Source organism: Pseudomonadota bacterium (assembly GCA_022572885.1).
GTDB lineage: Bacteria > Pseudomonadota > Gammaproteobacteria > Steroidobacterales > MnTg04 > MnTg04.
Window position 1 is genome coordinate 123,487 of the sequence record JACZVC010000002.1, and the last position, 26,276, is coordinate 149,762.

General features: G+C 58.3%; 25 protein-coding genes, 1 tRNA gene and 1 pseudogene. 11 read left to right on the forward strand and 16 right to left on the reverse strand.

Going from position 1 to position 26,276, the window contains the following annotated elements; genetic code table 11:
• Positions 1-46: 46 nt before the first annotated feature.
• Positions 47-1,897 carry a signal peptide peptidase SppA gene (sppA, locus tag IIA05_01415; GenBank protein MCH9025757.1) on the forward strand — a complete coding sequence of 617 codons (1,851 nt, stop codon included), beginning with the start codon at positions 47-49 and terminating at the stop codon, positions 1,895-1,897.
• A gap of 20 nt (positions 1,898-1,917) precedes the next feature.
• On the opposite strand, the gene IIA05_01420 is transcribed toward sppA, so the two are convergent.
• From IIA05_01420 to IIA05_01430, 3 genes are all read right to left on the reverse strand, one after another.
• Complete coding sequence (locus IIA05_01420) at positions 1,918-2,463, reverse strand: hypothetical protein (protein MCH9025758.1); 546 nt, start codon at positions 2,461-2,463, stop codon at positions 1,918-1,920.
• A 230-nt stretch (positions 2,464-2,693) separates the two neighbouring features.
• Entirely contained in the window at positions 2,694-3,722 is a 1,029-nt protein-coding gene (tdh, locus tag IIA05_01425) for an L-threonine 3-dehydrogenase (protein MCH9025759.1), read from the reverse strand.
• Positions 3,723-3,731: 9 nt separating this feature from the next.
• Positions 3,732-4,922 (reverse strand): glycine C-acetyltransferase, encoded by a 1,191-nt coding sequence (locus IIA05_01430; protein MCH9025760.1) that lies wholly within the window; start codon positions 4,920-4,922, stop codon positions 3,732-3,734.
• A 76-nt stretch (positions 4,923-4,998) separates the two neighbouring features.
• Between IIA05_01430 and IIA05_01435 the strand changes: the two genes are divergently transcribed.
• The 3 genes from IIA05_01435 to IIA05_01445 all read left to right on the forward strand — a co-directional run bounded on the left by IIA05_01435 (position 4,999) and on the right by IIA05_01445 (position 10,073).
• Positions 4,999-5,379: a hypothetical protein gene (locus tag IIA05_01435; GenBank protein ID MCH9025761.1), complete on the forward strand. Its 381-nt coding sequence runs from the start codon at positions 4,999-5,001 to the stop codon at positions 5,377-5,379.
• 103 nt (positions 5,380-5,482) lie between these two features.
• Positions 5,483-8,689, forward strand: coding sequence for a bifunctional proline dehydrogenase/L-glutamate gamma-semialdehyde dehydrogenase PutA (gene putA / locus IIA05_01440; GenBank protein ID MCH9025762.1), 3,207 nt, complete (start codon positions 5,483-5,485; stop codon positions 8,687-8,689).
• Between the two features lie 16 nt (positions 8,690-8,705).
• Complete coding sequence (locus IIA05_01445) at positions 8,706-10,073, forward strand: L-serine ammonia-lyase (protein ID MCH9025763.1); 1,368 nt, start codon at positions 8,706-8,708, stop codon at positions 10,071-10,073.
• A 7-nt stretch (positions 10,074-10,080) separates the two neighbouring features.
• On the opposite strand, the gene IIA05_01450 is transcribed toward IIA05_01445, so the two are convergent.
• The 9 genes from IIA05_01450 to IIA05_01490 are packed head-to-tail and all read right to left on the reverse strand — an operon-like array spanning position 10,081 to position 17,167.
• Positions 10,081-10,575: a histidine phosphatase family protein gene (locus tag IIA05_01450; protein ID MCH9025764.1), complete on the reverse strand. Its 495-nt coding sequence runs from the start codon at positions 10,573-10,575 to the stop codon at positions 10,081-10,083.
• Positions 10,576-10,581: 6 nt separating this feature from the next.
• Complete coding sequence (locus IIA05_01455) at positions 10,582-10,899, reverse strand: non-heme iron oxygenase ferredoxin subunit (protein ID MCH9025765.1); 318 nt, start codon at positions 10,897-10,899, stop codon at positions 10,582-10,584.
• 5 nt (positions 10,900-10,904) lie between these two features.
• The gene (sufT, locus tag IIA05_01460; protein MCH9025766.1) at positions 10,905-11,456 is read right to left on the reverse strand and encodes a putative Fe-S cluster assembly protein SufT; all 552 of its coding nucleotides are present in this window, start codon (positions 11,454-11,456) and stop codon (positions 10,905-10,907) included.
• A gap of 3 nt (positions 11,457-11,459) precedes the next feature.
• The gene (locus IIA05_01465; GenBank protein MCH9025767.1) at positions 11,460-11,918 is read right to left on the reverse strand and encodes an SUF system NifU family Fe-S cluster assembly protein; all 459 of its coding nucleotides are present in this window, start codon (positions 11,916-11,918) and stop codon (positions 11,460-11,462) included.
• Entirely contained in the window at positions 11,915-13,165 is a 1,251-nt protein-coding gene (locus tag IIA05_01470) for a cysteine desulfurase (protein MCH9025768.1), read from the reverse strand. The genes IIA05_01465 and IIA05_01470 overlap by 4 nt, the downstream gene beginning before the upstream one ends.
• Positions 13,162-14,472, reverse strand: a complete 1,311-nt coding sequence (gene sufD / locus IIA05_01475; GenBank protein MCH9025769.1) for a Fe-S cluster assembly protein SufD — start codon at positions 14,470-14,472, stop codon at positions 13,162-13,164. Before sufD ends, IIA05_01470 begins: the two co-directional genes overlap by 4 nt.
• Positions 14,469-15,239, reverse strand: coding sequence for a Fe-S cluster assembly ATPase SufC (gene sufC / locus IIA05_01480; GenBank protein MCH9025770.1), 771 nt, complete (start codon positions 15,237-15,239; stop codon positions 14,469-14,471). The genes sufD and sufC overlap by 4 nt, the downstream gene beginning before the upstream one ends.
• A gap of 18 nt (positions 15,240-15,257) precedes the next feature.
• Entirely contained in the window at positions 15,258-16,706 is a 1,449-nt protein-coding gene (sufB, locus tag IIA05_01485) for a Fe-S cluster assembly protein SufB (GenBank protein ID MCH9025771.1), read from the reverse strand.
• Positions 16,703-17,167 (reverse strand): SUF system Fe-S cluster assembly regulator, encoded by a 465-nt coding sequence (locus IIA05_01490; protein ID MCH9025772.1) that lies wholly within the window; start codon positions 17,165-17,167, stop codon positions 16,703-16,705. The genes sufB and IIA05_01490 overlap by 4 nt, the downstream gene beginning before the upstream one ends.
• 213 nt (positions 17,168-17,380) lie before the next feature.
• Between IIA05_01490 and IIA05_01495 the strand changes: the two genes are divergently transcribed.
• On the forward strand, positions 17,381-18,400 hold the full coding sequence (locus IIA05_01495; GenBank protein MCH9025773.1) for a fructose-bisphosphate aldolase class I: 1,020 nt from the start codon (positions 17,381-17,383) through the stop codon (positions 18,398-18,400).
• 48 nt (positions 18,401-18,448) lie between these two features.
• Here the strand turns inward: IIA05_01495 and IIA05_01500 are convergent, their stop codons facing one another.
• The 4 genes from IIA05_01500 to IIA05_01515 all read right to left on the reverse strand — a co-directional run bounded on the left by IIA05_01500 (position 18,449) and on the right by IIA05_01515 (position 22,570).
• Complete coding sequence (locus IIA05_01500) at positions 18,449-19,921, reverse strand: M48 family metallopeptidase (protein MCH9025774.1); 1,473 nt, start codon at positions 19,919-19,921, stop codon at positions 18,449-18,451.
• 171 nt (positions 19,922-20,092) lie between these two features.
• Positions 20,093-21,499 (reverse strand): PhoH family protein, encoded by a 1,407-nt coding sequence (locus tag IIA05_01505; protein ID MCH9025775.1) that lies wholly within the window; start codon positions 21,497-21,499, stop codon positions 20,093-20,095.
• Between the two features lie 36 nt (positions 21,500-21,535).
• Complete coding sequence (locus tag IIA05_01510; GenBank protein MCH9025776.1) at positions 21,536-22,009, reverse strand: peroxiredoxin; 474 nt, start codon at positions 22,007-22,009, stop codon at positions 21,536-21,538.
• Positions 22,010-22,039: 30 nt separating this feature from the next.
• Positions 22,040-22,570, reverse strand: a complete 531-nt coding sequence (locus IIA05_01515; protein MCH9025777.1) for a glycine cleavage system protein R — start codon at positions 22,568-22,570, stop codon at positions 22,040-22,042.
• A gap of 197 nt (positions 22,571-22,767) precedes the next feature.
• Here IIA05_01515 and IIA05_01520 point away from each other — a divergent pair, with 197 nt between their 5' ends.
• The 6 genes and pseudogenes from IIA05_01520 to purQ all read left to right on the forward strand — a co-directional run bounded on the left by IIA05_01520 (position 22,768) and on the right by purQ (position 26,215).
• Positions 22,768-23,655, forward strand: coding sequence for a 4-hydroxy-tetrahydrodipicolinate synthase (locus IIA05_01520; GenBank protein ID MCH9025778.1), 888 nt, complete (start codon positions 22,768-22,770; stop codon positions 23,653-23,655).
• A complete protein-coding gene (locus IIA05_01525; protein ID MCH9025779.1) occupies positions 23,652-23,975 on the forward strand; it encodes a hypothetical protein in 324 nt (107 codons plus the stop codon). The genes IIA05_01520 and IIA05_01525 overlap by 4 nt, the downstream gene beginning before the upstream one ends.
• 140 nt (positions 23,976-24,115) lie before the next feature.
• Positions 24,116-24,206 (forward strand) — tRNA-Ser (locus IIA05_01530).
• Positions 24,207-24,968: 762 nt separating this feature from the next.
• Positions 24,969-25,229, forward strand: a pseudogene (locus IIA05_01535) (phosphoribosylaminoimidazolesuccinocarboxamide synthase).
• A gap of 60 nt (positions 25,230-25,289) precedes the next feature.
• Complete coding sequence (gene purS, locus IIA05_01540; protein MCH9025780.1) at positions 25,290-25,532, forward strand: phosphoribosylformylglycinamidine synthase subunit PurS; 243 nt, start codon at positions 25,290-25,292, stop codon at positions 25,530-25,532.
• Positions 25,529-26,215 (forward strand): phosphoribosylformylglycinamidine synthase subunit PurQ, encoded by a 687-nt coding sequence (gene purQ / locus IIA05_01545; protein MCH9025781.1) that lies wholly within the window; start codon positions 25,529-25,531, stop codon positions 26,213-26,215. The genes purS and purQ overlap by 4 nt, the downstream gene beginning before the upstream one ends.
• Positions 26,216-26,276 lie beyond the last annotated feature (61 nt).

The following is a 26,276-nucleotide window of genomic DNA, read 5'->3' on the forward strand; positions in this document are numbered from 1 at the left end:
CTGTGCGGGTATTGCGTGGGTTCTGAATTATGTCACGGTGTATAGCATGATTATTTTTAAGACGATTGGCCGCTTGGTCCGCTTCCTGTTGAGCACTCTCGATGGCGTGCGGCGGGTGCTGCATTTTATTTTGCTGTTGCTGGTTTTCTCATTGATCATCGTGGGTCTTGCGGGCGATATAAAAACGGTGCCTGAGTCCGCTGCACTGAGAATCGCGCCATTCGGCAATATCGTCGAGCAGTACCAGGGTGACGCTGTGGACCGTGCGCTGGACGAAATACTGGGCGAAGCGGAACCGCAGGCGCTGTTGCATCACTTGGTCGAATCTTTGGAAAAAGCGGCGGATGATCCACGAATTTCATCGGTTGTACTGCAGTTGAATCGAATGGGCGGCGCAGGCCTGAGCAATCTGCAGACTATAGGCAGGGCGATAGACAAATTCAGGGAAAGCGGCAAGCCGGTCATCGCCATCGGCGACTACTATTCTCAGGGTCAATATTACCTGGCATCGCGTGCCGATGAAATCTACATGCACCGGCTGGGTGGCGTGTTTATCGATGGTTTTGGCTATTACCGCCTGTACATGAAAGAGGCGCTCGATAAGCTGAAGTTCAATATGCACGTGTTCCGTGCGGGCAAATATAAATCCTATGGCGCGCCGTACGAACGAGACGACATGTCGGCCGAGGAAAAGGAAGAAAGCACCGAGTGGCTCGGCGATCTCTGGAGTGCATATCAACGGGATGTGACCGCGGCTCGCGATCTGGATGCGGAAGCCGTGTCCGACTACGCCAATAATTTTGTCGTCGAGCTGCGCGTCGAACAGGGAAACATGGCCGAGGTCGCGGTAAATTCCGGTCTGGTTGACGAATTGCTGAGCCACGAAGAAATGATGGGCAGACTCGCCGACATTGCCGGCAGCAATGGTGATGACTACAAGCCATATAGCTATATCAATTACGACGATTATGTTGCGGCGTTGAAAGCCGAAAAGGCGCTGATCCCTGACAGCAAGGACAAGATCGGGGTCATCGTCGCGGCCGGTAGTATTTTCAATGGCCGGCAACCGCCCGGCAAAATTGGCGCAGATTCACTCGGTCGCCTGATCCGGGATGCGCGTGAAGACGACAGCATCAAGGCTGTCGTGTTGCGTATCGACAGCCCGGGCGGAAGCACTTTCGCATCCGAGGTGATTTTCCAGGAGCTGGTTGCCTTGCGTGACGCGGGTAAGCCCCTGGTGGTTTCCATGGGGGATGTCGCCGCTTCCGGTGGGTACTGGATCGCCTTGTCCGCGGATAAAATATGGGCCAACCCGACGACCATCACCGGGTCCATCGGCGTAATCGCGATGTTTCCGAGTTTCGAGGGCAGTCTGAGCGCGCTGGGACTGAATATGGATGGCATTGGCACAACTTCGCTGAGCGGTCAGTTTAACCCGGCCATCGGTCTGGGCGAGGACGGCAGCGACCTGATTCAGCTTACGGTCGATTTCAGTTATCGCGAATTCCTGCAAAAAGTTTCGGAAAATCGGGACATGAGCATAAGCGAAGCCAATGAGCTGGCGCAGGGCAGGGTCTGGAGCGGTATCGACGCCTACAACCTGGGGCTGGTCGACGAACTCGGCGATCTGGCGCAGGCGCTGGATTCAGCAGCCGAACTGGCGGGTCTCGAAGAGTACTCGGTGCAATACATCGAACGCGAACTTAGTTTCGAGGAATCGCTGGTGCTGAGACTTTATGGCGCGGCGCAGGCTGTCGTGCCGGCTCGCGCCGGTTCACGCGGATGGAGCGAACCGTTTAAGCAAGTCGCGGCCGCGGTTCAGAAAAATTTCGAGAGCCTGGCCAGTTTCAACGACCCGCGCGGCATGTACTACTACTGTTTCTGCGAAAAGCAGTGACGGAAACAGGCCTGGCGGGCTCAATTCAAACTTTTGCTTTTCCAGTATTTTGTGCCGGTAATATCCGCCGTTAGCATCAGGCCGACATCGGTAATCGTGTAAATAGCCATGCCATGGCTGAATGTCGTTTCGGCGCTGGCGCCTTTGACACCCGCAACCGCGCTGGCGGATGCGTCGGCCGTCCAGCCGTATTCCACGAAATCATCAAAAACCTTTTTGCTCTCAAACAGGAAAACAACCTGGTATTTGTGAGCGCCCAGCCCCAGGTTGATACCGCCGAGACCCATATTCATATAGGATTTTTCTCCGCTGGCTCTGGTGACCGCCACGCCCGTGCCGCCGCCGCCGGTAATGATTAATGACACTTTGACATTGCTAAACACCGCGTAGGCGTAACTTTCGTCATAAAGCCGTTTGGCGCCGCTGCTTTCCTTAAACAGTTTCTCCAGCGTTGTCGATGCCATCGCGTCAATTTCCGCCCGCTTGTCGGCAATTTTCTGGGGATCGCTGGTGCTTGCGCAAGCGGCCAAAGATAACAAAGCGATACTGAGAATTAACTTTTTCATTGCAGAATCCTGTTTGGTTTTTGCCAGTCGAATATTAAGTGAATGCCGGTCGCAAAACCTGCGACTAATGCTCATTATGGATAATCTGCTTGCTCAGCGCATATGGCGCTGTTTGGCGACAATGCCGGGGGCAGAGGGTTCTCCTTAGATATCATCCAGTTAACCGAAACAATGAGTTTCAAACCTTAACCCGGATGCTGCGCGTAGCCCTTTTCCTTCCGCTGCAGGATTCAGGCCAGCCAATCCAGGATGACCTTGCCGGATTGCCCGGAACGCATGATGTCGAATCCCTCCTGATACTCACTGACCGGAAAATGGTGGGTGATCACGGGGCTGATATCCAGACCGCTTTGCAGCATGCTGGTCATTTTGTACCAGGTCTCAAACATCTCGCGCCCATAAATTCCTTTGATCTCGAGCCCTTTGAAAATAATTTGTTTCCAATCGATAGCCGTATCTTCCGGCTGCAGGCCCAGCAGCGCGACTTTGCCGCCGTGGTGCATGGTTCGCAGCAAGTCACGAAGCGCCATCGGGTTGCCGGACATTTCCAGGCCGACATCGAAGCCTTCGGTCATTCCCAGTGCGTCCATCACCTCGTCGAGCGAACCATCGGCCACGTTATGCGCAACGCTTGCGCCCATCTTGCGGGCGAGATCCAGGCGATAGCCGTTGATGTCGGTGATAACCACATGGCGCGCGCCTGCATGGCGGGCGATTGCGACGGCCATGACGCCGATCGGTCCGGCGCCGGTGATCAGTACGTCCTCACCGACCAGGTCGAACGACAGGGCAGTGTGCGTGGCGTTACCCAGCGGATCCAGGATCGAGGCGATTTCGTCACCGATCGAGTCTGGCACCTTGAAAACATTTTGTGCGGGGATGCATAGGAATTCGGCGAAACAGCCGGGACGATCAACGCCCACACCCTTGCTGTTCCTGCACAGATGACGACGCCCGGCGCGGCAGTTACGGCAATATCCACAGGTGATGTGTCCTTCACCGGAGACCCGGTCTCCCGCCTGGCAACCCTCGACCTCGCTGCCGGTTTCCACGATTTCGCCGACAAATTCATGGCCGACGTGCATGGGGACCGGAATCGTCTGCCTGGCCCAGTCATCCCAGTTGTAAATGTGGATGTCGGTGCCGCAGATTGCAGTCTTGCTGATTTTGATCAAGACATCGTTGTGTCCCAGCGCGGGCGTCTCGACTTCATCCATCCAGATGCCGGGTTCGGATTTCTTTTTAACCAGTGCCTTCATGGTTTTTCCTCAGGAAATGATGCCCAATTCACGACCCACTTTGCCAAATGCGGCGATGGCCCGATCCAGGTGCGCTGTTTCATGGCCTGCCGACATCTGGGTCCTGATCCTGGCTTTGCCTTTCGGGACCACGGGGAATGAAAAACCGATGACATAAATACCTTCGTCGAGCATCAGGTCGGCCATCCGGCCGGCAAGTTTGGCGTCGCCCAGCATCACCGGAATAATGGGATGTTCTCCCGGGACCAGGTCGAAACCCAGCGCGCTCATTTGTTCCCTGAAATAAGCAGCGTTCTTGTGTAGTTTATCGCGCAGACTGGCATCCGTCTCCAGCAAATCCAGTACCTTGATAGATACTGCCGCGACCACCGGCGCGATGGCGTTGGAGAAGAGATAAGGCCGCGAACGCTGGCGCAGCCAGCCGACCACTTCCTTGCTGGCCGCCGTGTAACCGCCGGCGGCGCCACCGAGGGCCTTGCCCAGGGTCCCGGTCAGTATATCGACGCGGCCCATCACATCACGGTACTCATGGGTTCCACGGCCTTGCTGCCCCATAAAACCGGTGGCATGCGCGTCATCGACCATGACCATCGCGCCATATCGGTCCGCCAGGTCGCAAATGTCTTTTAGCCGGGCGATGACTCCGTCCATCGAAAAAACACCATCGCTCACAATCAGCTTTACGCGGGCATTCTTGGCGGCCTTGAGCTGACGTTCGAGATCGTTCATATCGTTGTTGCGGTAGCGAAAACGCTGCGCCTTGCAAAGCCGTACGCCGTCGATGATGCTGGCATGATTGAGTTCATCGCTGATGATCGCGTCATTGTTATCGAGCAAGGTTTCAAACAGGCCGCCATTGGCGTCAAAACACGAGGGGTAGAGGAGCGTTTCCTCGGTCCCCAGGAATCCGCTGATGCGCTCCTCGAGTTCTTTGTGCACGCTTTGCGTGCCGCAGATAAAACGCACGGATGCCATGCCATAGCCATAGCGATCGAGCGCCGCGTGCGCCGCCTCGATCAAGTCCGGATGGTTCGCCAGGCCGAGATAATTGTTGGCGCAGAAGTTAACGACCTCGCTGCCATCGGCGATTTCGATGTCGGCTTGTTGCGGCGAACGAATTACGCGTTCGGTTTTGAATAGCCCCGCTACTTTGAGTTCTTCGGTGTTTTTGCTCAAGCGGTTTAAAAAAGCCTGGTCCACGTCATCGCTCCTGGCGGCAAACAGTGGCGGATTATAGCAGTACAATAACGCCGCTTAGGGCTTCGATGAGCTGCGTATGGAAAAACCAAGACTCGATAAATGGTTGTGGCAGGCGCGGCTGTTCAAGACTCGCGTGCTGGCGGCCCGTGAGATTCGTGCCGGCCACGTGCGGGTCAACGGTGGCCGGGTCAAGCCATCGCGGTCGCTGGAGCAGAATGACCTGCTGGCGATCAGGCGCGAAGGTTATATACAGCAATTGAGGATCGTCGATTTTGCTGAGCGCCGGGGTCCGCCTAAAGAGGCGGCGATGTTGTACGAGGAAACCAGGGAAACTGAAACGGCGAGGCTGGATGCGGCTGCCAGGCACAAGGCCGGTACGGCGCGGGCACCGGCGCCCGCCGGAAGACCGGACAAACGGCAAAGACGGAACATCCGCAAATCGCTGGGCAAGGGTTAACCCGCTGGCGAGCAATAGTTTCGATTTCACCCCCGGAGATTGGTGCTTTGCCGGTGGTTCCAGTAGTAAAATCCGCTTCCGCGTTCATCGTTGAGAGTAGGCCATGCAGACCTCCACAAAAGGGGAAAACCAAAGCGGCGGATTTATTTTTTCCGACCTGGATGTACCGGTGTCCGCCGTCGGTCGTGCCATCAATGCTTTTTATCTCGCCGACGAAAGCGAAATCGTTCGTGGTCTTCTGGAGCGCGCACGACTGACAGACGAGCAGACGGAAGAGGTCAGCCGCCATGCAACCCGCCTGGTGGAAGCGGTCCGTCGCAACCGGAAGAAGAAAGGGGGCCTGGACGCCTTCTTGAAGAAATACGACTTGTCCTCACAAGAAGGCGTGGTGTTGATGTGCCTGGCCGAGGCGCTGCTGCGAATTCCCGATGCCGATACCGCGGATCGCCTGATTGCCGACAAGATTTCGGCGGGCAACTGGAAAGTTCACCTCGGTACCAGCGACTCCGTATTCGTCAACGCATCGACCTGGGGCCTGATGCTGACCGGCCATATCATCAAACCGGACCGGGCAGCGCTGGAAAATCCCGCGGGATATCTGGCGCGCATCGCCGGCCGCCTGGGCGAGCCGGTGATCAGGACAGCCATGCGCCAGGCAATGCGCATCATGGGCCATCAGTTTGTCATGGGGCGCAATATACGCGCGGCGCTGAAGCGATCGGTCAGCGGCGAAAACCAGGCCTACCGGCACTCCTTTGACATGCTGGGCGAGGCGGCGCTGAGCAAAGCAGATGCCTTGTGCTATTTCGAGGCCTACAGCCAGGGCATCAGGGAGATTGGAGACAGCCTGGCCAAAGGCACGGGTATAAAAGAAGCGCCGGGCATATCGGTCAAGTTGTCGGCGCTGTTTCCGCGCTACGAGTTTGGCCAGCGCACGCGTGTGCTGAATGAACTGACGCCCAGGCTATTGGCGTTGGCCGAGCAGGCTAAAGCTGCGCAGATTGCGTTGACCATCGATGCCGAGGAAGCGGATCGACTGGAAATATCCATGGAGGTGTTTGCGGCGGTTTACCGTTCATCGGCGCTGGCTGGCTGGGAAGGCTTCGGCCTGGCATTGCAATCGTATCAAAAACGCGCGCGTGCGCAGATCGAATGGCTGATCAGCCTGGCCGGGGAATGCGGCAGAATGATCCCGGTGCGGCTGGTCAAGGGCGCGTACTGGGATACCGAGATCAAACTGGCGCAGGAGAACGGTCTGGCCGGCTACCCGGTGTACACCCGCAAACCGAACACCGATGTATCGTACCTGGCCTGTGCCCGTGACCTGCTGGCGGCCAGGGACGTGATCTACCCGCAATTTGCCAGCCATAACGCGCACACGGTGGCCAGCATCGTGCTGATGGCCGATACGAACGGCGCTGGAAAATCTGCCGATAGTTTCGAGTTTCAGCGGCTGCACGGCATGGGCGAAGAGTTGTATGACGAGGTGGTCGGCGAGGACACGCTGAATGTGGCTTGCCGGGTCTATGCGCCGGTGGGGAAACATGAAGACCTGCTGCCGTACCTGGTCCGCCGTCTGCTCGAAAATGGCGCCAACAGTTCCTTCGTCAACCGCATCGTCGATGAAAAAGAGCCGATCTCGGCAATCGTCGCCGACCCGGTACTCGAGGTCGGGCGCCTTGCATCCATCCCCCATACAAAAATCCCGTTGCCGAGTGGTCTGTACGGGTCGGAGCGGGAAAATTCGGCAGGCGTCAATTTTTCCGATCACGCGGAGCTCGAGGCGCTGGCTGCACAAATGGTCACGGCGGCGGGCCGCGACTGGCAAGCCGGCCCGGTCATTGGTGGTAAGCGTATGGCCGGTGACAAACACGAGGTTTTTTATCCGGCGGACAATAAACAACGAGTCGGGCAAGTCGAGTATGCCGGCGCCGACCAGGTCGTATCGGCAGTGGATGCTGCGAGCGAAGCTTACCCGGGCTGGGATTGGACACCCGCCGGCGAGCGCGCCGAATGCCTGGACCGCGCCGCGGATCTGTACGCAGCCAACGCCGGCGAACTCCTCGCCATGTGCGTCCGTGAAGCCGGCAAGAGTGTGCCGGACAGCGTTGCCGAACTGCGCGAGGCAATCGATTTTCTGCGCTACTATGCCGCCTGCGCCAGGCGCGATTTTTCCGAGGCCATGCTCTTGCCAGGGCCGACCGGCGAGAGTAACCATCTGTTGCTGAATGGGCGCGGTGTCTTTGTCTGCATCAGTCCCTGGAATTTTCCGCTGGCAATTTTTACCGGTCAGGTGGCTGCTGCGCTGGCTGCCGGAAACACGGTGCTCGCCAAGCCGGCGGCGCAGACTTCGCTGGTCGCGAGCAAGGCAGTGGAGTTGCTGCACGAGGCCGGTATACCCGGCAATGTCCTGCACTTTTTACCTGGCGCAGGCGCTGTCATCGGCGCGGCAGCGGTGGCCGACCCACGGGTCGCCGGGGTCGCCTTTACAGGTTCCATGGCAACGGCGCAAAGAATCAATCGCAGCCTGGCCGGGCGTGACGGGCCGATCGCCGTTTTGATCGCCGAAACCGGCGGTCAGAACACGATGATCGTGGACAGTTCGGCTCTGCCCGAACAAGTGGTCAAGGACGTCGTGCAATCCGCGTTCAACAGCGCCGGACAGCGGTGTTCCGCACTGCGGGTGCTTTGCCTGCAGGAAGAAATAGCGCCGCGCGTCATCGAGTTGCTAGCCGGTTACATGGCGGAACTGACCATCGGCGATCCTGCGCTGTTGTCCACCGATATCGGTCCGGTCATCGACCAAGACGCGCAGCGAATGCTCAACGATCACATCGACAAAATCAGCGAGCTGGGCAAGGTGGTGGCCCGCATCGAAATTCCCGCAGGCCTGGGCGACGGGTCCTACGTGACGCCGCTGGCGGTGGAAATTCCGGCTATCGATGCGCTCGACAAGGAAGTGTTCGGGCCGGTCTTGCACATCGTGCGCTACAAGGCAGCCGAACTCGATCAGATGATCGCTGCCATCAACCAGACCGGTTTTGGTCTGACCCTGGGCGTGCATAGCCGCATCGATGGCGCAGCCAGGCATATAGCCCGCGTCGCCAACGTCGGCAATGTCTATGTCAATCGCAACATGGTTGGCGCGGTGGTCGGCGTCCAGCCATTTGGCGGTTGCGGTTTATCCGGCACCGGTCCGAAAGCGGGCGGGCCGTTCTACCTGCACCGTTTTGCCAGCGAAAAGACCATCACGATCAACACTGCGGCCGTCGGCGGCAACGCCAGCCTGCTGTCGCTGGAAACGGACTGACGTATAGTCGAAAGTCATGAGCATCAGCATTTTCGATATCCTCAAGGTCGGCATCGGGCCGTCCAGTTCGCACACCATGGGCCCGATGAATGCGGCGCGGCAGTTTGCCCTCGATCTGGAAGAGCAGGGCCTGCTCGGCGATGTCGATCGCGTTGCCTGCCAGTTGTATGGATCGCTGGCGGCGACCGGCAAGGGGCATTGCACCGACCGCGCGCTGATGCTCGGTCTAGAGGGAGAGCAACCGCATCGTGTCGATCCCGACCGCGTAGAAGCAACCCTGGCCAGGATCAGCGCCGATGGCTGTCTGAACATACTTGGCAAACACCCGGCGAAGTTCGACCAGGCGCTGGATTTGCTTTTTCATCACGACCAGGTGTTGCCATTGCATACCAATGGCATGCGCTTCAGTGCGCTGGACGCGAAGGGCGAGACACTGCTGGTTGAAGAGTTTTATTCGATCGGCGGTGGTTTTGTCATGGACGAGCATGGCCAATCGCCGGCAACTGCCAACCGGCAGGCTGTCGACATTCCCTATGATTTTGAAAACGCCGAAGAATTGCTGCAAATGGCCAGCGACAACGGCCTGAAGCTGCCTGAACTGATACTGGCGAACGAGACCGCCGAGCGCTCCGAGGAGCAAGTCCGCGGGCGATTGCTGGAGATCTGGTCGGTCATGGATGCCTGTATCGAGCGCGGTTTGCAAAGCGAGGGGATATTGCCCGGTATTCTGAAGGTTCCGCGCCGCGCGGCAAAGCTTTACCGTGAACTCGTTGCCGGTGGCCCCGACGACAGCGATTTCATGGACTGGGTCGATGTTTGGGCGCTGGCCGTCAACGAAGAGAACGCGGCCGGTGGCAAAGTCGTGACCGCTCCGACCAACGGGGCGGCCGGCATCGTGCCGGCGGTGCTCAAGTATTACCTGAAATTCATGCCGCAGGCCTGCGACGATGGCATCGTCGATTTCCTGTTGACTGCCGGTGGGATCGGCATACTTTACAAGAAGAATGCATCGATCTCGGGTGCGGAAATGGGTTGCCAGGGAGAGGTCGGCGTGGCCTGTTCGATGGCCGCGGCCGGGCTGGCCTCGACGCTGGGTGCGAGCAACGGGCAAATCGAAAATGCCGCGGAAATCGGCATGGAGCACAACCTGGGCCTGACCTGCGACCCGATCGCCGGGCTCGTGCAGATACCGTGCATAGAGCGCAACGCGATGGGCTCGATCAAGGCCATCAATGCCGCGCGTATGGCCTTGCGCGGCGATGGCAAGCACATGGTCAGCCTCGACCAGGTCATCGCGACGATGCACCAGACCGGTCTGGACATGTCGACCCGGTACAAGGAAACCTCGAAGGGCGGTCTAGCGGTCAACGTTCCCGAATGCTGAGAGGGACTCAGGCGGCGAATGGGTCGCCCGGGTTGGCCGGAAAATCGATGCTGGCCGGATAACGGCTCGCGACGTTGAAAACATCGCCGCCAATCTCGAACAAGGCATAAGCGGCGGTTGGCATATTGTCGATGCGACCCGCGGCGAGGCGATTGACCAGGCTGGTCAAGCCGGGGTTATGACCGACCACCATCAGGTTGCCGCTGGCGGCGTGGGTCCGGATCTGGCTTATCAGGGTATCGGGACTGGCCAGGTAAAGGTCGTCTGTGCGAACGATTTGCTGCGCATCGAAACCGAGCACGCGGCTGACGATTTCAGCGGTTTCCCGCGCGCGTAACGCTGTGCTGCAAATCAACGTCAACGGATTAAATTGCCTGTCGCGCAGGCGCTGACCCATTTGTTGCGCTTCCAGCCGGCCTCGCTCGCTGAGGCTGCGTACCCGGTCAGCTTCGTCCTGTGGCCAGTCCGCCCTGGCGTGGCGCATCAACAACAGCTTGTTCATCGCACCTCAATCCGCCACCCGCACCTGGACGCGTCCGTCCACGACGCGGGTTGCGAACGTCGCAACGGCTTCATAGGCGGGGGGCGTCAGCGCCTCACCGGTGCGCAGGCAGAAACGCGCACCGTGGCGCGGGCAGATGATCTGGTCATTGTCGATCGGACCGCCAGTCAACTCTTCGCCATCGTGGGTACAGATATCCTCGATCGCGTAAAACTCGCCTGCGACATTAAAAACCGCGATCAGGAGGTCGTCGACATCGATCACTTCATAGCCGCCGGGCTCGAGTTCATCGGCCATGGCGACGTCATGCCATTGTTCGCCCATTATTTTTACATCATGCCGGTCTGCAGGCGTGCCGCATCCGACATCATGCTCTGGTTCCAAGGCGGATCGAATACCAGTTCCACCTGTGCCTGTTCAACCGTCGGGATCAGTTCAAGTTTCGAACGCACATCGTGAATCAGCATTGGACCCATACCGCAGCCGGGCGCGGTCAGCGTCATCTCGATATCGATCCTGCGCTGACCGTCGTCATTCTTGCTCAGTTTGCAGTTATAAATAAGCCCCAGGTCGACGACGTTGATCGGGATCTCCGGGTCGAAACAGGTCCTGAGCTGTTCCCAGACCACCTTTTCGACATCCTCGTCCTGCGCGTTGTCCGGCAGGGTAGGGAGCGGAACCGGGTCTTTGCCCAGGGCGTCGGCATCGCGACCGGCGATCAGGAACAAATTGCCTTCGATGTACACGGTAAAGCTGCCGCCCAGCGATTGCGTGATATAGCCGATGCTGCCTTGCGGCAGCGTCACTTCGTTGCCCGCCGGGATCAGCACGGCCTGGCAGTCGCGGTACAGGGTGATCGGTTCGCTGTTATGAAAATTCATGGCTTATTCCGTGCTTACCGATGCCGCTTCGGCGCCGGTGTCGTTTAATGCCGCCAGCAAAGTATGCCAGCACAGGCTGGCGCATTTGACCCGGGTCGGGTAGTCGCGGACGCTCGCCAGCGCGGCCAGCTTGCCCAGTTTCGCAGGGTCTGGCGCAAAGTCGGATTCCGTCAGCATGCTATGCACCTCGCTGAACAATGCTTCGGCCTCGCTCTCGTCCATGCCCAGCAACGCTTCGGTCATCATCGACGCAGACGCGATCGAGATCGCGCAACCGCTGCCTTCGAAACTGACATCGGCGATTTTCCCATCCACGACGTCAAGATAAACGTGCAGCTTGTCGCCGCACAATGGGTTAAAGCCCTCGGCCACGCGATCGACTGTTTCCGGCCGGCGAAAATTCCGCGGGCTGCGATTGTGATCGACGATCACATCGTGGTAAAGCTGGCGCAGATCCATCAGCCGAGCACCTCCTTGGCGTCTCTGACCGCGGCCACTAGCTGGTCTATTTCGGCCGCGGTGTTGTAGATGCCAAACGACGCGCGCGCGGTTGCCGGCAGCCCGAAACGCTCCATGACCGGCATCGCACAGTGGTGACCCGTGCGGATGGCGACCCCGTGATGATCGGCGATCGTGCCCAGGTCATGCGGGTGAACCCCATCGACGACGAAAGAGACCAGCGCGGTCTTGTGCTCGGCCGTGCCGATCAGGCGCAGGCCGGGAACAGCCGAGAGCGCTGTGGATGCCAGGCGCATCAGTTCATGACCATGGGCGGCAATCCGCTCCATGCCGATGTTTTCCAGGTAAGCCACCGCCGCACCCAGGCCGATGGCGCCGGCGATGTTCGGCGTGCCGGCCTCAAACTTGTGCGGTAACTCGTTATACACGGTTTTCTCAAAGTCCACGGCAAGAATCATTTCGCCGCCGCCTTGCCACGGGGGCATGTTTTGCAGTATTTCCTCGCGCCCGTAAAGGACGCCGATGCCGGTCGGGCCATACATCTTGTGGCCGGAAAACGCGTAAAAATCACAATCGATGCTGCGCACGTCCACACCGACATGCGGCAATGCCTGCGCGCCATCGATGACCGTCACGATTCCCCGCCGGCGGGCCTCCGCGCAGAGTTCGTGTACCGGGTTGATGGTCCCGAGCGCATTGGAAATATGGCCAAACGCTGCGATCCGCGTTTTATTGCCGAGCAGTTTTTTCCAGGCATGGAGTTCCAGTTCACCGCGGTCATTGATCGGCGCGACCTTGAGCACTGCGCCGGTCTGCTCACAAACCATTTGCCACGGAACGATGTTGGAGTGGTGTTCCATCCAGGTGATCAGGATTTCGTCACCCGGTTTTAAGGTGCTGCGCGCGAAAGCCTGGGCCACCAGGTTGATCGCTTCGGTGGTGCCGCGGGTAAAAATAATTTCTTTGCTGCTGGCTGCATTGATAAAGTGGCGCAGCGACTCTCTTGCCCCCTCGTAGGCCTCGGTTGCGCGCTGGCTCAGGGTGTGTATGCCGCGGTGAACATTGGCGTGATCGTGGCGGTAATAATCGGCGACTGCGTCGATGACCTGGCGGGGCCGCTGGGCGGACGCGGCGCTGTCGAGATAGGCCAGCGGACAGCCGTGAATCTGTTGCTCGAGGATCGGGAAATCGGCCCGGATCGAAGCGAAATCCGGTGTGTCTTGTTGCCTGGCTGTCTGCGCCTCACTCATGTGGCCACCAGTTCGTCAGCGTTTTCGAGATCGGGCAGGCGGCCAATCAGGTGTTTGGAAAGCGCGGCGCGCAGGGTCTGGTTTTCCAGGCGCAACACGACGTCTTCGGCAAAAGCGAAAGTCAGCAAGCCGCGGGCCTCGTCTTCCGGGACTCCGCGCGAACCCAGGTAGAACAGGGCATCGTTATCGAGTCGGCCGATGGTCGCGCCATGGCTGCATTGCACATCGTCGGCGTAAATTTCCAGTATTGGCTGGGTGTCGATCTCGGCGCCTTCGCTGAGCAGCAGGTTGCGGTTGTTCTGTTTCGCCACGGTTTGTTGTGCATCGCGATGCACGACGGCCTTGCCGCAAAAAACGGCGCGCGCCTGGCCATCGATTATTCCGCGGTAATCCTGGAAGCTGCTGGCGCCGGGCTCGCGATGGTTGACCAGCGTGTGGTTGTCGATATGCTGTTTGCCGCCGGCCAGGTACAGACCGTTTAGCACCAGCTCTGCGCCGCGGCCCAGCAGCTCGAATTGCATGTTGGTGCGGGCCAGCCTGCCGCCGAGGCTGAGGTTGTGGCTGACCAGTCGCGAGCCTTCCGCCTGGTGCGCAAACAGCGATCCCAGGTGAAAAGCGCTGTCGCTTTCGGTCTGGACACGGTAATGCGTCAGTTGTGCCCCCCTGGCCAGGTCGATCTCGGTCAGTGCGTTGCAAAGACCGGCGCTGCCCGGGGCGCCGTCGTAATGTTCGATCACCGAAGCCTTGCTGTCGGTGCCTGCCCGGATCAGGATCCGCGGGTGGCTGGCCGTGTTCCGGCCGGTTTTCTGCGAGTAAAACAACAGGTACAGCGGACGGCTCAGTTCCTGCCCGGCCGCCAGCTCGATGACGACTCCTTGTCCGAGGAAGGCGCGGTTCAGCGCCGCAAACTGGTGCGTCGCCGGGTCGGGTTGCGGCAGCAACCCGCCGGCCAGGGCTGGATCGTCGCGCAAGGCGTCGGCCAGCAGGCGGATTCCGTTTTCGGCAAACTCGGACTCGGCGGACAGCGCCGGCGAATAGAGACCGTCGACGAACACGATGCGGATCGCGTCCAGGTTTATGATCCCGATGTCGCCGCCGGGAACTGCCTGTTCCAGGGGTAGAGCGAACGGTTGTTTCTCGATAATTCTCAGCCGCGTGTATTTCCAGTACTCGTCACGCGGGCCGGGCAGGCCGGTATCCAGGAATTCCTGCATCGCCTGCGCGCGCACCTGGTGCACGAATTCGCCCCCCGGGGCCTCCGGCTGACGGGAGAAATTGTCCTGCAGGCTTTCTAGCATCGCGCTCATGCGCTGACGGCCTCCTGGCGTAGCCAGTCATAACCCTTTTCTTCCAGTTCCAGGGCCAGTTTCGGCCCCCCGCTGCGCACGATCCGGCCATCGTTTAGCACATGGACTTTGTCCGGCTTGATGTAATCGAGCAGACGCTGGTAATGAGTGATCAGGACGATGGCGCGCTCCGGGTCGCGCATCGTATTGACCCCGCTGGCGACGACTTTCAATGCATCGATATCCAATCCTGAGTCGGTTTCATCGAGCACGGCGAGGCGTGGTTCCAGCACCACCATTTGCAGGATTTCGTTGCGCTTCTTTTCGCCGCCGGAAAAGCCGGCATTGACGCTGCGGTTCAGAAACGACTCGTCGATCTGCATCAGCTTCATTTTTTCCTGGATCACGGTCAGGAACTCAAACGCGTCCAGCGGAGCCTCGCCACGGTATTTGCGTTGTGCGTTCAGCGCCGCCTTGAGCAGGTAGACATTGTTGACGCCCGGGATTTCGACCGGGTACTGGAAGGCGAGGAACAGGCCTCGCCACGCTCTTTCCTCGGGGCTGAGATCGAGTATGTCCTCGCCGAGGTAACTGACCTCGCCGCTGACTTCATAGCCTTCGCGACCGGCGAGTACCTGCGCCAGCGTGCTCTTGCCGGAACCGTTCGGACCCATGATCGCGTGTACTTCACCGGCGGCAACCTGCAGTGACAGATCGCGCAGTATGGGCTTGTCGCCAATGCTAACGCTGAGTTTATTAATATTCAGTAATATATTGTTTTTACTCATTTATTTATTTCCAATTTCTCAACCAATAGCGCCTTCAAGGCTGACGGCGAGCAGGTTCTGCGCCTCGACCGCGAATTCCATCGGCAATTCCTTGAACACTTCCTTGCAGAAACCGTTGACGATCATGTTGATGGCGTCTTCTTCCTCGATCCCGCGCTGGCGGCAATAAAAAAGCTCGTCCTCGCTGATCTTCGAGGTGGTGGCTTCGTGCTCGATCTGGGCATCGGGTTCTTTGACTTCCATGTAAGGGAAGGTATGCGCCGCGCAACGGTCACCCATCAGCAGCGAGTCGCATTGGGTGAAATTGCGCGCACCGGTTGCTCCCGGCAGCACCTTGACCAGCCCGCGATAAACAGTGCTCGCCCGGCCTGCGGATATGCCCTTGGAGATGATCGTGCTCCGGGTGTTTTTGCCGATATGGATCATCTTGGTCCCGGTATCCGCCTGTTGCAGGTTGTTGGTTACCGCGACGGAATAAAATTCGCCGACCGAGTGATCGCCGCGCAGGATGCAACTGGGGTATTTCCAGGTAATCGCCGAACCGGTTTCCACCTGGGTCCAGGAAATGCGCGAGTGGTGACCGCGGCAGTCGCCGCGCTTGGTCACGAAGTTGTAGATACCGCCACGGCCTTCCGCGTCGCCGGGGTACCAGTTCTGCACTGTCGCATACTTGATTTGCGCGTCATCCATTGCGATCAGTTCCACCACCGCGGCGTGCAACTGGTTTTCGTCGCGCATCGGCGCCGTGCATCCTTCGAGGTAACTGACATAGCTGCCTTCCTCGGCGATGATCAGGGTGCGCTCGAACTGACCGGTCTTGGCTTCGTTGATGCGAAAATAGGTGGACAATTCCATCGGGCAGCGCACGCCTTTGGGGATAAACACGAAGGAACCATCGCTGAACACGGCCGAATTCAGGCAGGCATAAAAATTGTCGGTGTAGGGGACGACGCTGCCAAGATATTGCTCGAGCAGTTCCGGATGTTCCTGCACCGCTTCCGAGAACGGGCAAAAAATCACCCCGGCCTCCGCGAGCTTTGCCTTGAAAGTCGTGGCCACCGATACGCTGTCGAAGACCGCATCGACGGCAACGCCGGCCAGGCGGGCGCGTTCGTGCAACGGGATGCCAAGCTTTTCATAAGTCTCCAGCAGCTTCGGATCCACCTCGTCCAGGCTTCGCGGCGCGTCGTCGGACGTTTTCGGTGCGGAGAAATAGGAAATCTCCTGGAAATCGATGGGCGGGTAGTGCACATGGGCCCACGCCGGGGTCGCCATCGTCTGCCAGTGCGCAAACGCCTGCAGCCGCCAGTCCAGCATGAACTTCGGCTCTTTCTTTTTCTTCGAAATCACACGGACGACCGACTCATCGAGCCCGGGCGGAATCGTGTCCGATTGAATGTCGGTAACGAAGCCGTGTTTGTACTGGCCGCCAATAAAATTTTCGAGTTCCTGATTTTGCTTGCTCATCGTCTGTCGGTCTCCTGGGTAATCGGAATACCCATCAGTTTTATCGGTGCCATTCTGAATTCGGCGGCGGCCAGGTGCGGCAATCGAACCTCATCCAGCGCGCGCCGGATCGCGACGTTAATTTTTTGCCACGACGAACTGACGCCGCAAACATCCTCCAGTTCGCAATGGCCCACCGATCCACTGCACTGGGTAATGGCCACTGGCCCTTCCAGCGCATCGATCACATCGGCTGCACTGATCTCCTCAGGTGCGCGCGACAACAGGTAACCGCCCTTGGCCCCCCTGGCCGAGACCACCAGGCCCGCGCGGGCCATCAGTTTGAGCAGCTTGCTGACTGTGGGTAAGGCCAGGTGCGTATCGCGCGCGACCTCGGAAGCGCTTTGCCACCGGGTCGGGTTAGTTGCCAGGAAAGACAACACCATGGTTCCGTAGTCGGTCAGTCTGCTCATTTTCAGCATCGGAATACCCTCGAGTACTCAATCAGGACTATTTTAGTACTAATTGACCTGCCAGAACAGCCCGGAACCTTATTTTTCAGCGCTTTCGGCAGGAAACCTGGCCACATTTGGCCCCGCATTTGCTATCCTTGCGCCACTTGGGACGCCGTCGCGCGTCCTGGTCTGCAACGCGATTGCAGGCTCGCTGAAACCACGAAACCCGGAGATCACAAGATGAGTTTCAAGGATATGGAATCCGTTGCCCTGGCGATGGTTACCCCGGGGAGGGGGATACTCGCCGCCGACGAAAGCGGCCCGACGATCAAGAAAAGATTCGACCTTATAGACACAGAATCAACTGCAAAAAGCCGCCGGACCTACCGTGAAATGCTGTTCACAACGCCCGGCCTCGCCGACTACATCAGCGGCGTAATCTTGTATGACGAAACCTTGAGGCAACAGACCGCCGATGGTGTGCTGTTTCCCGCGCTGCTGGCCAACCTGGGCGTCATCCCGGGGATCAAGGTCGATACCGGCGCCAAGGATCTCGCTGCTTTCCCCGGTGAGAAAGTCACCGAGGGGTTGGATGGTCTGCGCGAACGCCTGGCCGAGTACCACGAAATGGGAGCGCGGTTCGCCAAATGGCGCGCCGTCATCACCATCGGCGATGGCATCCCCAGCGATTTTTGCCTGCAGGCCAATGCGCACGCGCTGGCCCGCTATGCCGCGCTTTGCCAGGAGACCGGCATCGTACCGATAGTCGAACCCGAAGTGCTGATGGATGGCAAGCACACATTGGCGGCGTGCGAAGAGGTAACGAATCGGGCGTTGACCGCGGTCTTTGCGGCGCTGGCCGAACACCGCGTGCATTTGCCCGCCATCGTGTTAAAGCCGAACATGGTGATTTCGGGCAGCGAATGCGCCGATCGCGCCGGACCGCGGGAGGTCGCGGAGGCGACCGTGCACTGCCTGACCGCGCAGGTGCCGGCGGAGGTCCCGGGGATTGCATTCCTGTCCGGCGGACAAGGCGCTGAAGAGGCGACCGAGCATCTGGGGATCATGAACACCATGGGTCCGCACCCTTGGAAACTGAGCTTCTCCTATGGCCGCGCTTTACAGGCGCCGGCGCTGGCCGCCTGGCAAGGCAAGGATGAACGACTCGGTGACGGCCAGCAGGCATTGCTCAAACGAGCACGCCTCAATGGTCTGGCCAGTTCCGGTGGGTACCAGACCGATATGGAAACTGCTGCCTGAAGCCGTTGTTGTCGGGGGGCGGTCCGGGCGGTGCAGTGCAGGCTGGAATTACCGGTAGCCGAATCGGCGGTCCGGCTTGCGTTCTAGTATCGGTCTTTTCTTCTTTTCTTCTTTTGGCAGGTATTCTTTGAGTTCATCGCGGCGGGCATCGAAACGGGCGCGCTGGAATTCATTGAGGCCGGGCAATTCGAGCGCCAGCTTCAGTTGCTGAATCGCCTGCGGCAGCAACCCGTTCAGCACATAATATTCCGACATGTAGTAGTACGCTTCGGCCACATCGCCGGCCGAATTGGCCGCCCTCGCGATCAGTCTCGCCTGGTCCGGGGTTGGCGTTATGTTGTTGAGCAGATCGAGCAAAAGTTCATGCGCCTGGTCCGGCCGATCTGCCTTCATCAAGACCTGGCTGTAACGAATGGTCAGCGGCACATTGCGCGGGAACAAAGCGACGGCCCGCCGGAAAACTGCCAGCGCTTTTTCGGGCCTGCCGTCAGCCATCAGCGCCAGGCCGTAGGCCGAATGCAAATCGATGATGTTTTCATTTTCGACCTGCAGTTCACGGAATATATCCGCCGCCTGGTTCGCCTTGCCGGCCCGCAACAAAGCGAGTGCGGAGCCGTAAACCCAGGCCGGATCAGGCGGCACGTTCTGCAGGTAGGCAGTATTGCGGTAGTAAGCGACCGCTTCGTTGGCTGACCGGAACGCACGCACTCTGATCCGCTCCTGGGTCAGGCGATAGCCGATGCTGTCGTCGCGGACGACCGCCTGGTAGCGTGCGGCGCGGTTGGTTGACTCGGCAATCCGAGCCGAACTGCTCGGATGAGTTTGCAGAAATTCCGGTATCGAACCAGGCGCCCGGGTATTGGTCTTGCCAAGTTTGGCGAAAAAAGACGTCATGCCATAGGGATCGAAACCACTGGCGGCCAGGGTGCCGATTCCGATCCGGTCCGCCTCGTATTCGTTGGCGCGGGTGTAATTGATCTGAGCCTGAATTGCCAGCCCCTGTGCGGCCATAATGCCGCCTTGCATGGTTGAAGCACTCGCGTCGGTGGCGGAGCCGATAATAATGGTTGCAAGTATTGCCGCCGTCGCCGCCAGACTGGATCCCCGGCTGTCGAAAATGCGTCGTTCGATATGGTTTTGCGTTACGTGGGCGATTTCGTGGGCCAGTACACCGGCGAGTTCGCTTTCATTTTCCGAGGCGAGGATCAGACCGGAATTGATGCCGATGTACCCACCTGGCAGGGCGAAGGCATTGATTTTCGAATCGTTGACTACAAAAAATTCAAAATCTTCGCCACCGGCGTTCGAGTTCGCCACCAGGGTCTGGCCCAGGTTCTGAATGTATTCCTCGACCTCCGGATCGTTTAGCAGTTGACCGCTATCGCGCAGTTGCTTGCGAACCATATAGCCGATTTGCTCTTCTTCGATCGATGAAAACACCGAGTCCGATGGGCTGCCAATATCGGGCAGGTCAGACGGCTCGGTGGCGGCCTGGGCCAGCATCGGCAAAATCAGGGACATACAAAAAATCAGGCAACGCAAATCTGGTCTCCGCCGGGGTGCACCGGTTCACAAGCATGACAGATGTCTAGACACTAACCAAGCCCAAGGGTTCCTTGAGCCTACCCCAGGCCTTGTTTAAAACAATAAGAAAAACAATAGTTTAAGTAAATAATCTGAGAAACAACATCATTACAGAGTGTCGGATGCGTAATCGGCCAGCCTGGAGCGTTCACCGCGCATCAAGGTCACATGCCCGGAATGCCCCCAGTCGCGAAAACGGGTGACGACATAGGTCAGCCCGGAAGTGGTTTCGGTCAGGTAGGGCGTATCGATCTGGCTGAGGTTGCCCAGGCAGACCAGCTTGGTACCGGGACCGGCCCGGGTGATCAGCGCTTTCAACTGCTTGGATGTCAGGTTCTGCGCTTCGTCGATAATGATAAAGCGGTTCAGGAAAGTACGGCCGCGCATAAAGTTCATCGAACGAATCTTGATGCGGTTGCGAATCAAGTCCTGGGTAGCGGCCCGTCCCCAGTCGCCGCCTTCGCCGCTGCCGGTCAACACTTCCAGGTTGTCCATCAACGCACCCATCCACGGTTCCATTTTTTCTTCCTCGGTGCCCGGCAGGAAACCGATATCCTCGCCCAGCGGGACCGTAACCCGGGTCATGATGATCTCGCGGTAGAGGTTTTGCTCCAGTGTCTGGGTAAGACCGGCGGCCAGGGTCAGCAAGGTTTTGCCGGTGCCGGCGGCGCCGAGTATTGTGACGAAGTCCACTTTCGGATTCATCAGCAGGTTCAAAGCGTAATTCTGCTCGCGGTTACGCGCAGTGATCCCCCAGACGTTGTGGTGCTCGTTGCGGTAATCGGTCACCGTTTCGATAATTGCGTCGCCGTTTTCAAGGCGGCAGATGGAGGCGTTAAAAGCGCTTTCGTCTTCCGTATAGACAAACTGATTGGGATACCAGCTGCTGACCTGAGGTCCCGAGACGCGATAAAAAGTCCGTCCTTCCTCTTTCCAGGAATCCATTTCCTTGCCGTGCTCGCTCCAGAAATCCGGGGCCAGCGCTGCCGCGCCGGTAAACAGGACATCGACATCATCGAGGGCCTTGTCATTGAAATAGTCTTCCGCGTGGACACCGAGGATTGCCGCCTTGATACGCAGGTTGATGTCCTTGGATACCAGCGTTACATGGCAATCGGATTGCTCGATCTGCAGGGACAGCGTGTTGGCAAGGATGGTGTTGTCGGCAACCGTCCCGGGCAAGTCGTCCGGCAGTACATTGCCCACCGGCCGGGTCTGGAAAAACAGCCGGCCGGTCTGCGCTTTGGGTTTGCCATCGTCGTGAGTGCCGGTCGGCAAAGGAATGCCGTGGCCTATCTCATCCTTGCTGGCGTTTTCGATCAACTCGTTAAAAAACCGGCTGATCTGGCGGACGTTGCGGGATTCCTCCGACATCCCTTTTTTCCGGGCGTCCAGTTCTTCCAGTACCACCATCGGAATGTGAATGTCGTGTTCGTCGAAACGGAAAATGGCGGCCGGGTCGTGCATCAATACATTGGTATCGAGAACAAAAACTCGGCGGGAAGTCGGGTCCATCGGTGTCAAATCATTTCCTCCTATAATAACGATGCTTCAGTTGCCAAGGGTTTTCACGGCATCCAAAACTTCAGCGACATGTCCCTTGACTCGAACCTTGCGCCATTCCTGGCGCAACACCCCTTGTTGGTCGATCAAGAAGGTGCTTCTTTCGATGCCCATGACCTTGCGGCCGTACATGTTCTTTTCGCGGATGACATTGAATAGCCGGCAGAGTTTTTCATCGGGATCCGATAGCAAATCGAAGTTGAAGCCCTGTTTCTCGCGGAATCGCTCGTGTGACGACAAGCTGTCGCGGGAGACGCCAAAAACAACCGTTTTCTGCCTTTTGAATTTCGCGAGCTGGTCCCGAAAATCTTGCCCCTCGAGCGTGCAGCCCGGGGTGCTGTCCTTCGGGTAAAAATAAACCACCAGGTTTTTTCCGCGATAGTCCTTGAGGCTGACGATCTGGCCGCCGGTGGCGGCGACCGAAAAATCGGGTACTTTCTTTCCTATGCTGAGTTTTGTCAAGGATTTCTCCGCTCGGGCGATGACAACGCGCTAATTTTTCACCGGCTCCATGATCGCGTCGAGGTTGATGGAATCGCAGAACTCGAGGAACTCTTCCCGTAGGGTCGAGATATGCGCCTGCGCCGGGACCTTGATGGCCATCTGCACGGCGAACATCGGCGCGCCGGTATGCGCAGCCGGATAGCTCCGGGTATTGAGTTCGGCGATCTCGATGTTGCGTTCGACAAAAAACCCGGTCAACTGGTACACGATGCCCTGCTGGTCCAGGCATACCGCATCGATGAGGTAGGGTACGCGGTCCAGCTCGGTGGTCGTTTTCGACGCCAGGCGCAAACGGATCAACAGCGCGGACTCGTCGGCATATACCTGCAGGCCTTTTTCCAGTTTGCCCGAGGTGTGCCAGCCGCCGGCGACCATCAGCAACAAGGTGCATTCGCCGGCGACGACGCTCATCCGGCTTTCGATGATGTTCCCACCGCAATCGAGAATGATCTGGGTGATGTCGGAAATCAGGTCTGCCCGGTGCTCACCGAGTATGGAAATAACGATATTTTGTTTCATTTGCCTGGTTTGGGGTGCGGCGCTTCGCCTTTCGATCCCGGTCAGAGGCGACCTGTTTGCAGTGTACCTCGTTTAACGGGCATGGCAAGCCGGAGAAAAATCGCCGCCGCGCCCTTGCCTGTGCATGGACATCGCCGGTACCATCGCCAGCCCCGGGGCGATCACCGCTTTTGTACCCGGGTCGATGGAGAAACATGATGTTTGCCGGCAGCTTCGTGGCCCTGGTCACACCAATGGAATCCGAGGGCGGTCTTGCGCTGGACGCTTTCGACCGGCTGCTGGACTGGCATGTCGAATCCGGCACCGATGGTATCGTCATCGCCGGCACGACCGGCGAGTCGGCGACGCTGACGATCGCAGAGACCCGCGCCCTGGTCGAGCGGGCGGTCAAGATCATCAACGGCAGGATTCCTGTGATCGCTGGTTCCGGCACCAACTCGACCGCCGCGACCATCGAGCGCAGCCGGCAGATGGCCGAGGCGGGCGCGGATGCCTGCCTGATCGTGACTCCTTATTATAACAAGCCGACCCAGGAGGGTTTGTATCGGCACTACCGCGCCATCGAAGCAAAGTGCCCGGCGCCGATACTGCTATACAATGTGCCGGTCCGGACCTGTTGCGACATGCTACCGGAGACGGTGGCGCGGCTGGCCGAACTCAAGGGTATAGTCGGCGTCAAAGAAGCAACCGCCGGTGATCAAAGAGCGCGGGAAATTCGTGCCCTGTGCGGCGACGATTTTGCCATTTTCAGCGGTGACGATCAGACGGCGCTGGAATGCATGGCGGCAGGGGCCGATGGCGTAATATCGGTGACCGCCAACCTGGCGCCGCAACTGTTTGGCGAGATGTGCGCGCTGGTAAAGGATGGCAAGCTGGCCGAAGCCAGGGATATAGACGAGACCCTCAGCCTTTTGCATCGCGATCTGTTTGTCGAAGCCAATCCGATTCCGGCAAAATGGGCGCTGCATCGCATGGGGCTGATCCCGGATGGCCTGAGGCTGCCATTGACGCCACTGGCGGCTGAATATCATGCGATTGTTGAACTGGCGATGGAACACGCCGATATCGATGGAGTGAATGAATGAAAGTTGTACCAACCACACTGCTGCTGGCCATGGTTTTGCTGACGACGGCATGCGCAGGGGTCAGTTGCGATACCCCCCAGCCATACCAGCAGGCGACCCTGGGCGAAGCGATGCATGTGCCCGCCGGAATGGATTCGCCAATTGACGATAGCGTTCAGGCGATCCCGGACGGCGAGGTCGGCGGCGAACAGTTCAAGAACGGAAGGTGCCTGAAAGAGTCACCCAGCTTTTTTTATGGCAGCAAGACTTTTGCCGTCATGCCCGACCAGGAGGATTTCAAGATCCCGGCGCCGCAGGCGGGCGTGCCCGAGGATGACTGACAGACGATTGATATGGCGAAGGGGGCCTGCGCTAACCTGCGCGCCGCTTGCGGGTGAGCACGCGCGCTAGCGTGTGCGAATTCATCCCGCCCGGTTAGGCTGGCATATTGTTTTTTGAAGAGAAGCGATGAGACAAATACGGAGAGGTGTCCGAGTGGCTTAAGGAGCTTGCTTGGAAAGCAAGTGTGCGGTAACCCCGTACCGCGGGTTCGAATCCCGCCCTCTCCGCCATCTATCTTAATAAAAACAATAAGTTACAATAAAAAATCGTGCCAAAGTAGTGCCTAATATGTCTGTTTTTGGCTCTGTTTGGCACGATTTCGGCACGATTTTTCTTATACCTAACTCACCGGGGGAACAGGGTTAGAAGCTGGTGTCTGAAATGGTTGGCACGAATCGCAGCAGGTCACGTTACCTAATGTAACTTTTTTAACGCGTTAATCAACCTTGCTGCGTCATCCGATAAACCCACAGCCTGAGCAAACGCAACCAGCTCTACGAGAATTCCATCAGTTGTGTGAGCTTGTATTTTCTCTCAACGGCACCGAGGCATCTCCTAGAGGCTTAGCGTCACGGTTAATTAGGGGCGTTGCCATGTAAAGCCCACGAAAATTTGCACCCCAAGCTAGACAACAAACAACTGACTTAGTCTCACCGCCAATTATTTTGTCGAGGTCGACAGCTATCACAATTGGTTGTCGTTTGAGTCCGGCGGCTCGCCAAGCGCGACTGTAGATATTTTCAACCAAAAGACGACGGAGTACGCAACTACCGCGCCTGATGTCCGGGTCCTTTATGTCTGGCCCCCAACCATCCCTAAGGTGCTCAAGATCTTCAATGACTACTTTCAGCTCGGTTGGGTTCATAAATAATCTAAGGCTGTCAGATCAAGTTCTAATTACTATAGTTTAGCCATTTCAAGAGGTGAGTGAACGCTATTCATTTCTTGATACCTGCCGCCCACAGTGCCTCTGCTTTCGACCCCGCAAACGGGTCGGCATCAAGCTGGTCGATTTCAAGCTCGAATTTGGCCGGCTGTGGGAAAACGAATTTATGCGTGTCGTGCTGGCCGATGAAATCAGCCCCGATTCCTGCCGGCTGTGGGATGTGCGGACCAACGAGAAACTGGACAAGGACCGTTTCCGCCGCGATCTGGGCGGCGTTGCCGAGGCCTATTCGGAGGTCGCGCGGCGCCTTGGCATCATGCCCGAATCGATCCAAGCTGAAGTCAAGGGGCCGGTCCTGGTCAAGTGACCTGAGCGAAGCGAAGGTCATCCCCGCGAAAGCGGGGGTCTCGTCGTGGAAGTTTCTGTCTTGAAAGCCCGTGTCTTCGTCACCCTGAAAAACGGCGTGCTCGATCCGCAAGGAAAGGCGATCGGCCAAGCGCTTTCCAATCTCGGATTTTCCGGCGTCGGCAAAGTGCGCCAGGGCAAGATCATCGACATCGAATTGGCCGAAGACGACGAAACGCGCGCCCGCGCACAACTCACGGACATGTGCGAAAAACTTCTCACCAATATGGTCATCGAGAAATACGAGATCGAGCTCGTGGCATGAAATCGGCAATTGTCGTTTTTCCCGCTTCCAATTGTGACCGCGATGCGGCGACGGCCCTTGAAAATCTTACCGGAACCAGGCCGCATATGGTTTGGCATGGCGACGCGGAACTGCCCGAGGTCGATCTTATCGTGCTGCCGGGCGGATTCTCCTATGGCGACTATTTGCGCTCAGGGGCCATGGCGGCCCATTCACGTATCTTGCGTGACGTTAAGGACAAGGCCGAAAAGGGTGTCTCGGTGCTCGGCATTTGCAACGGTTTTCAGATTCTCACCGAAGCGGGCTTTCTTCCCGGCGTTCTGATGCGCAATGCCGGTCTCAAATTCGTTTGCCGGCCGGTGAAACTCGTCGTCGAGGAATCGCGATCGGCTTTCACGCGCGATTACGCCACGGGCGAGGTCGTGAGTTTTCCCGTGGCCAATGGCGACGGCAATTATTTCGCCGACGACGAAACGCTGGAGCGCCTCGAGGGCGAGGGCCGCGTCGCCTTTCGCTATGCGCCCGGAGACAACCCCAACGGTTCGCGCAACGGCATTGCCGGCATATTGAACGAGAAGCGCAACGTGTTGGGCTTGATGCCGCATCCCGAACGGGCTTGCGAATCGATGCCCGGCAGCACCGGTCGCACCGGCGGCACCGACGGCCGTGTCCTGTTCCAGAGCCTAATCGACACTTTGTCATGACCGAGATCACGCCCGAAATCGTCCGCGAGCACGGCCTCACGGACGAAGAATATGGCCGCAT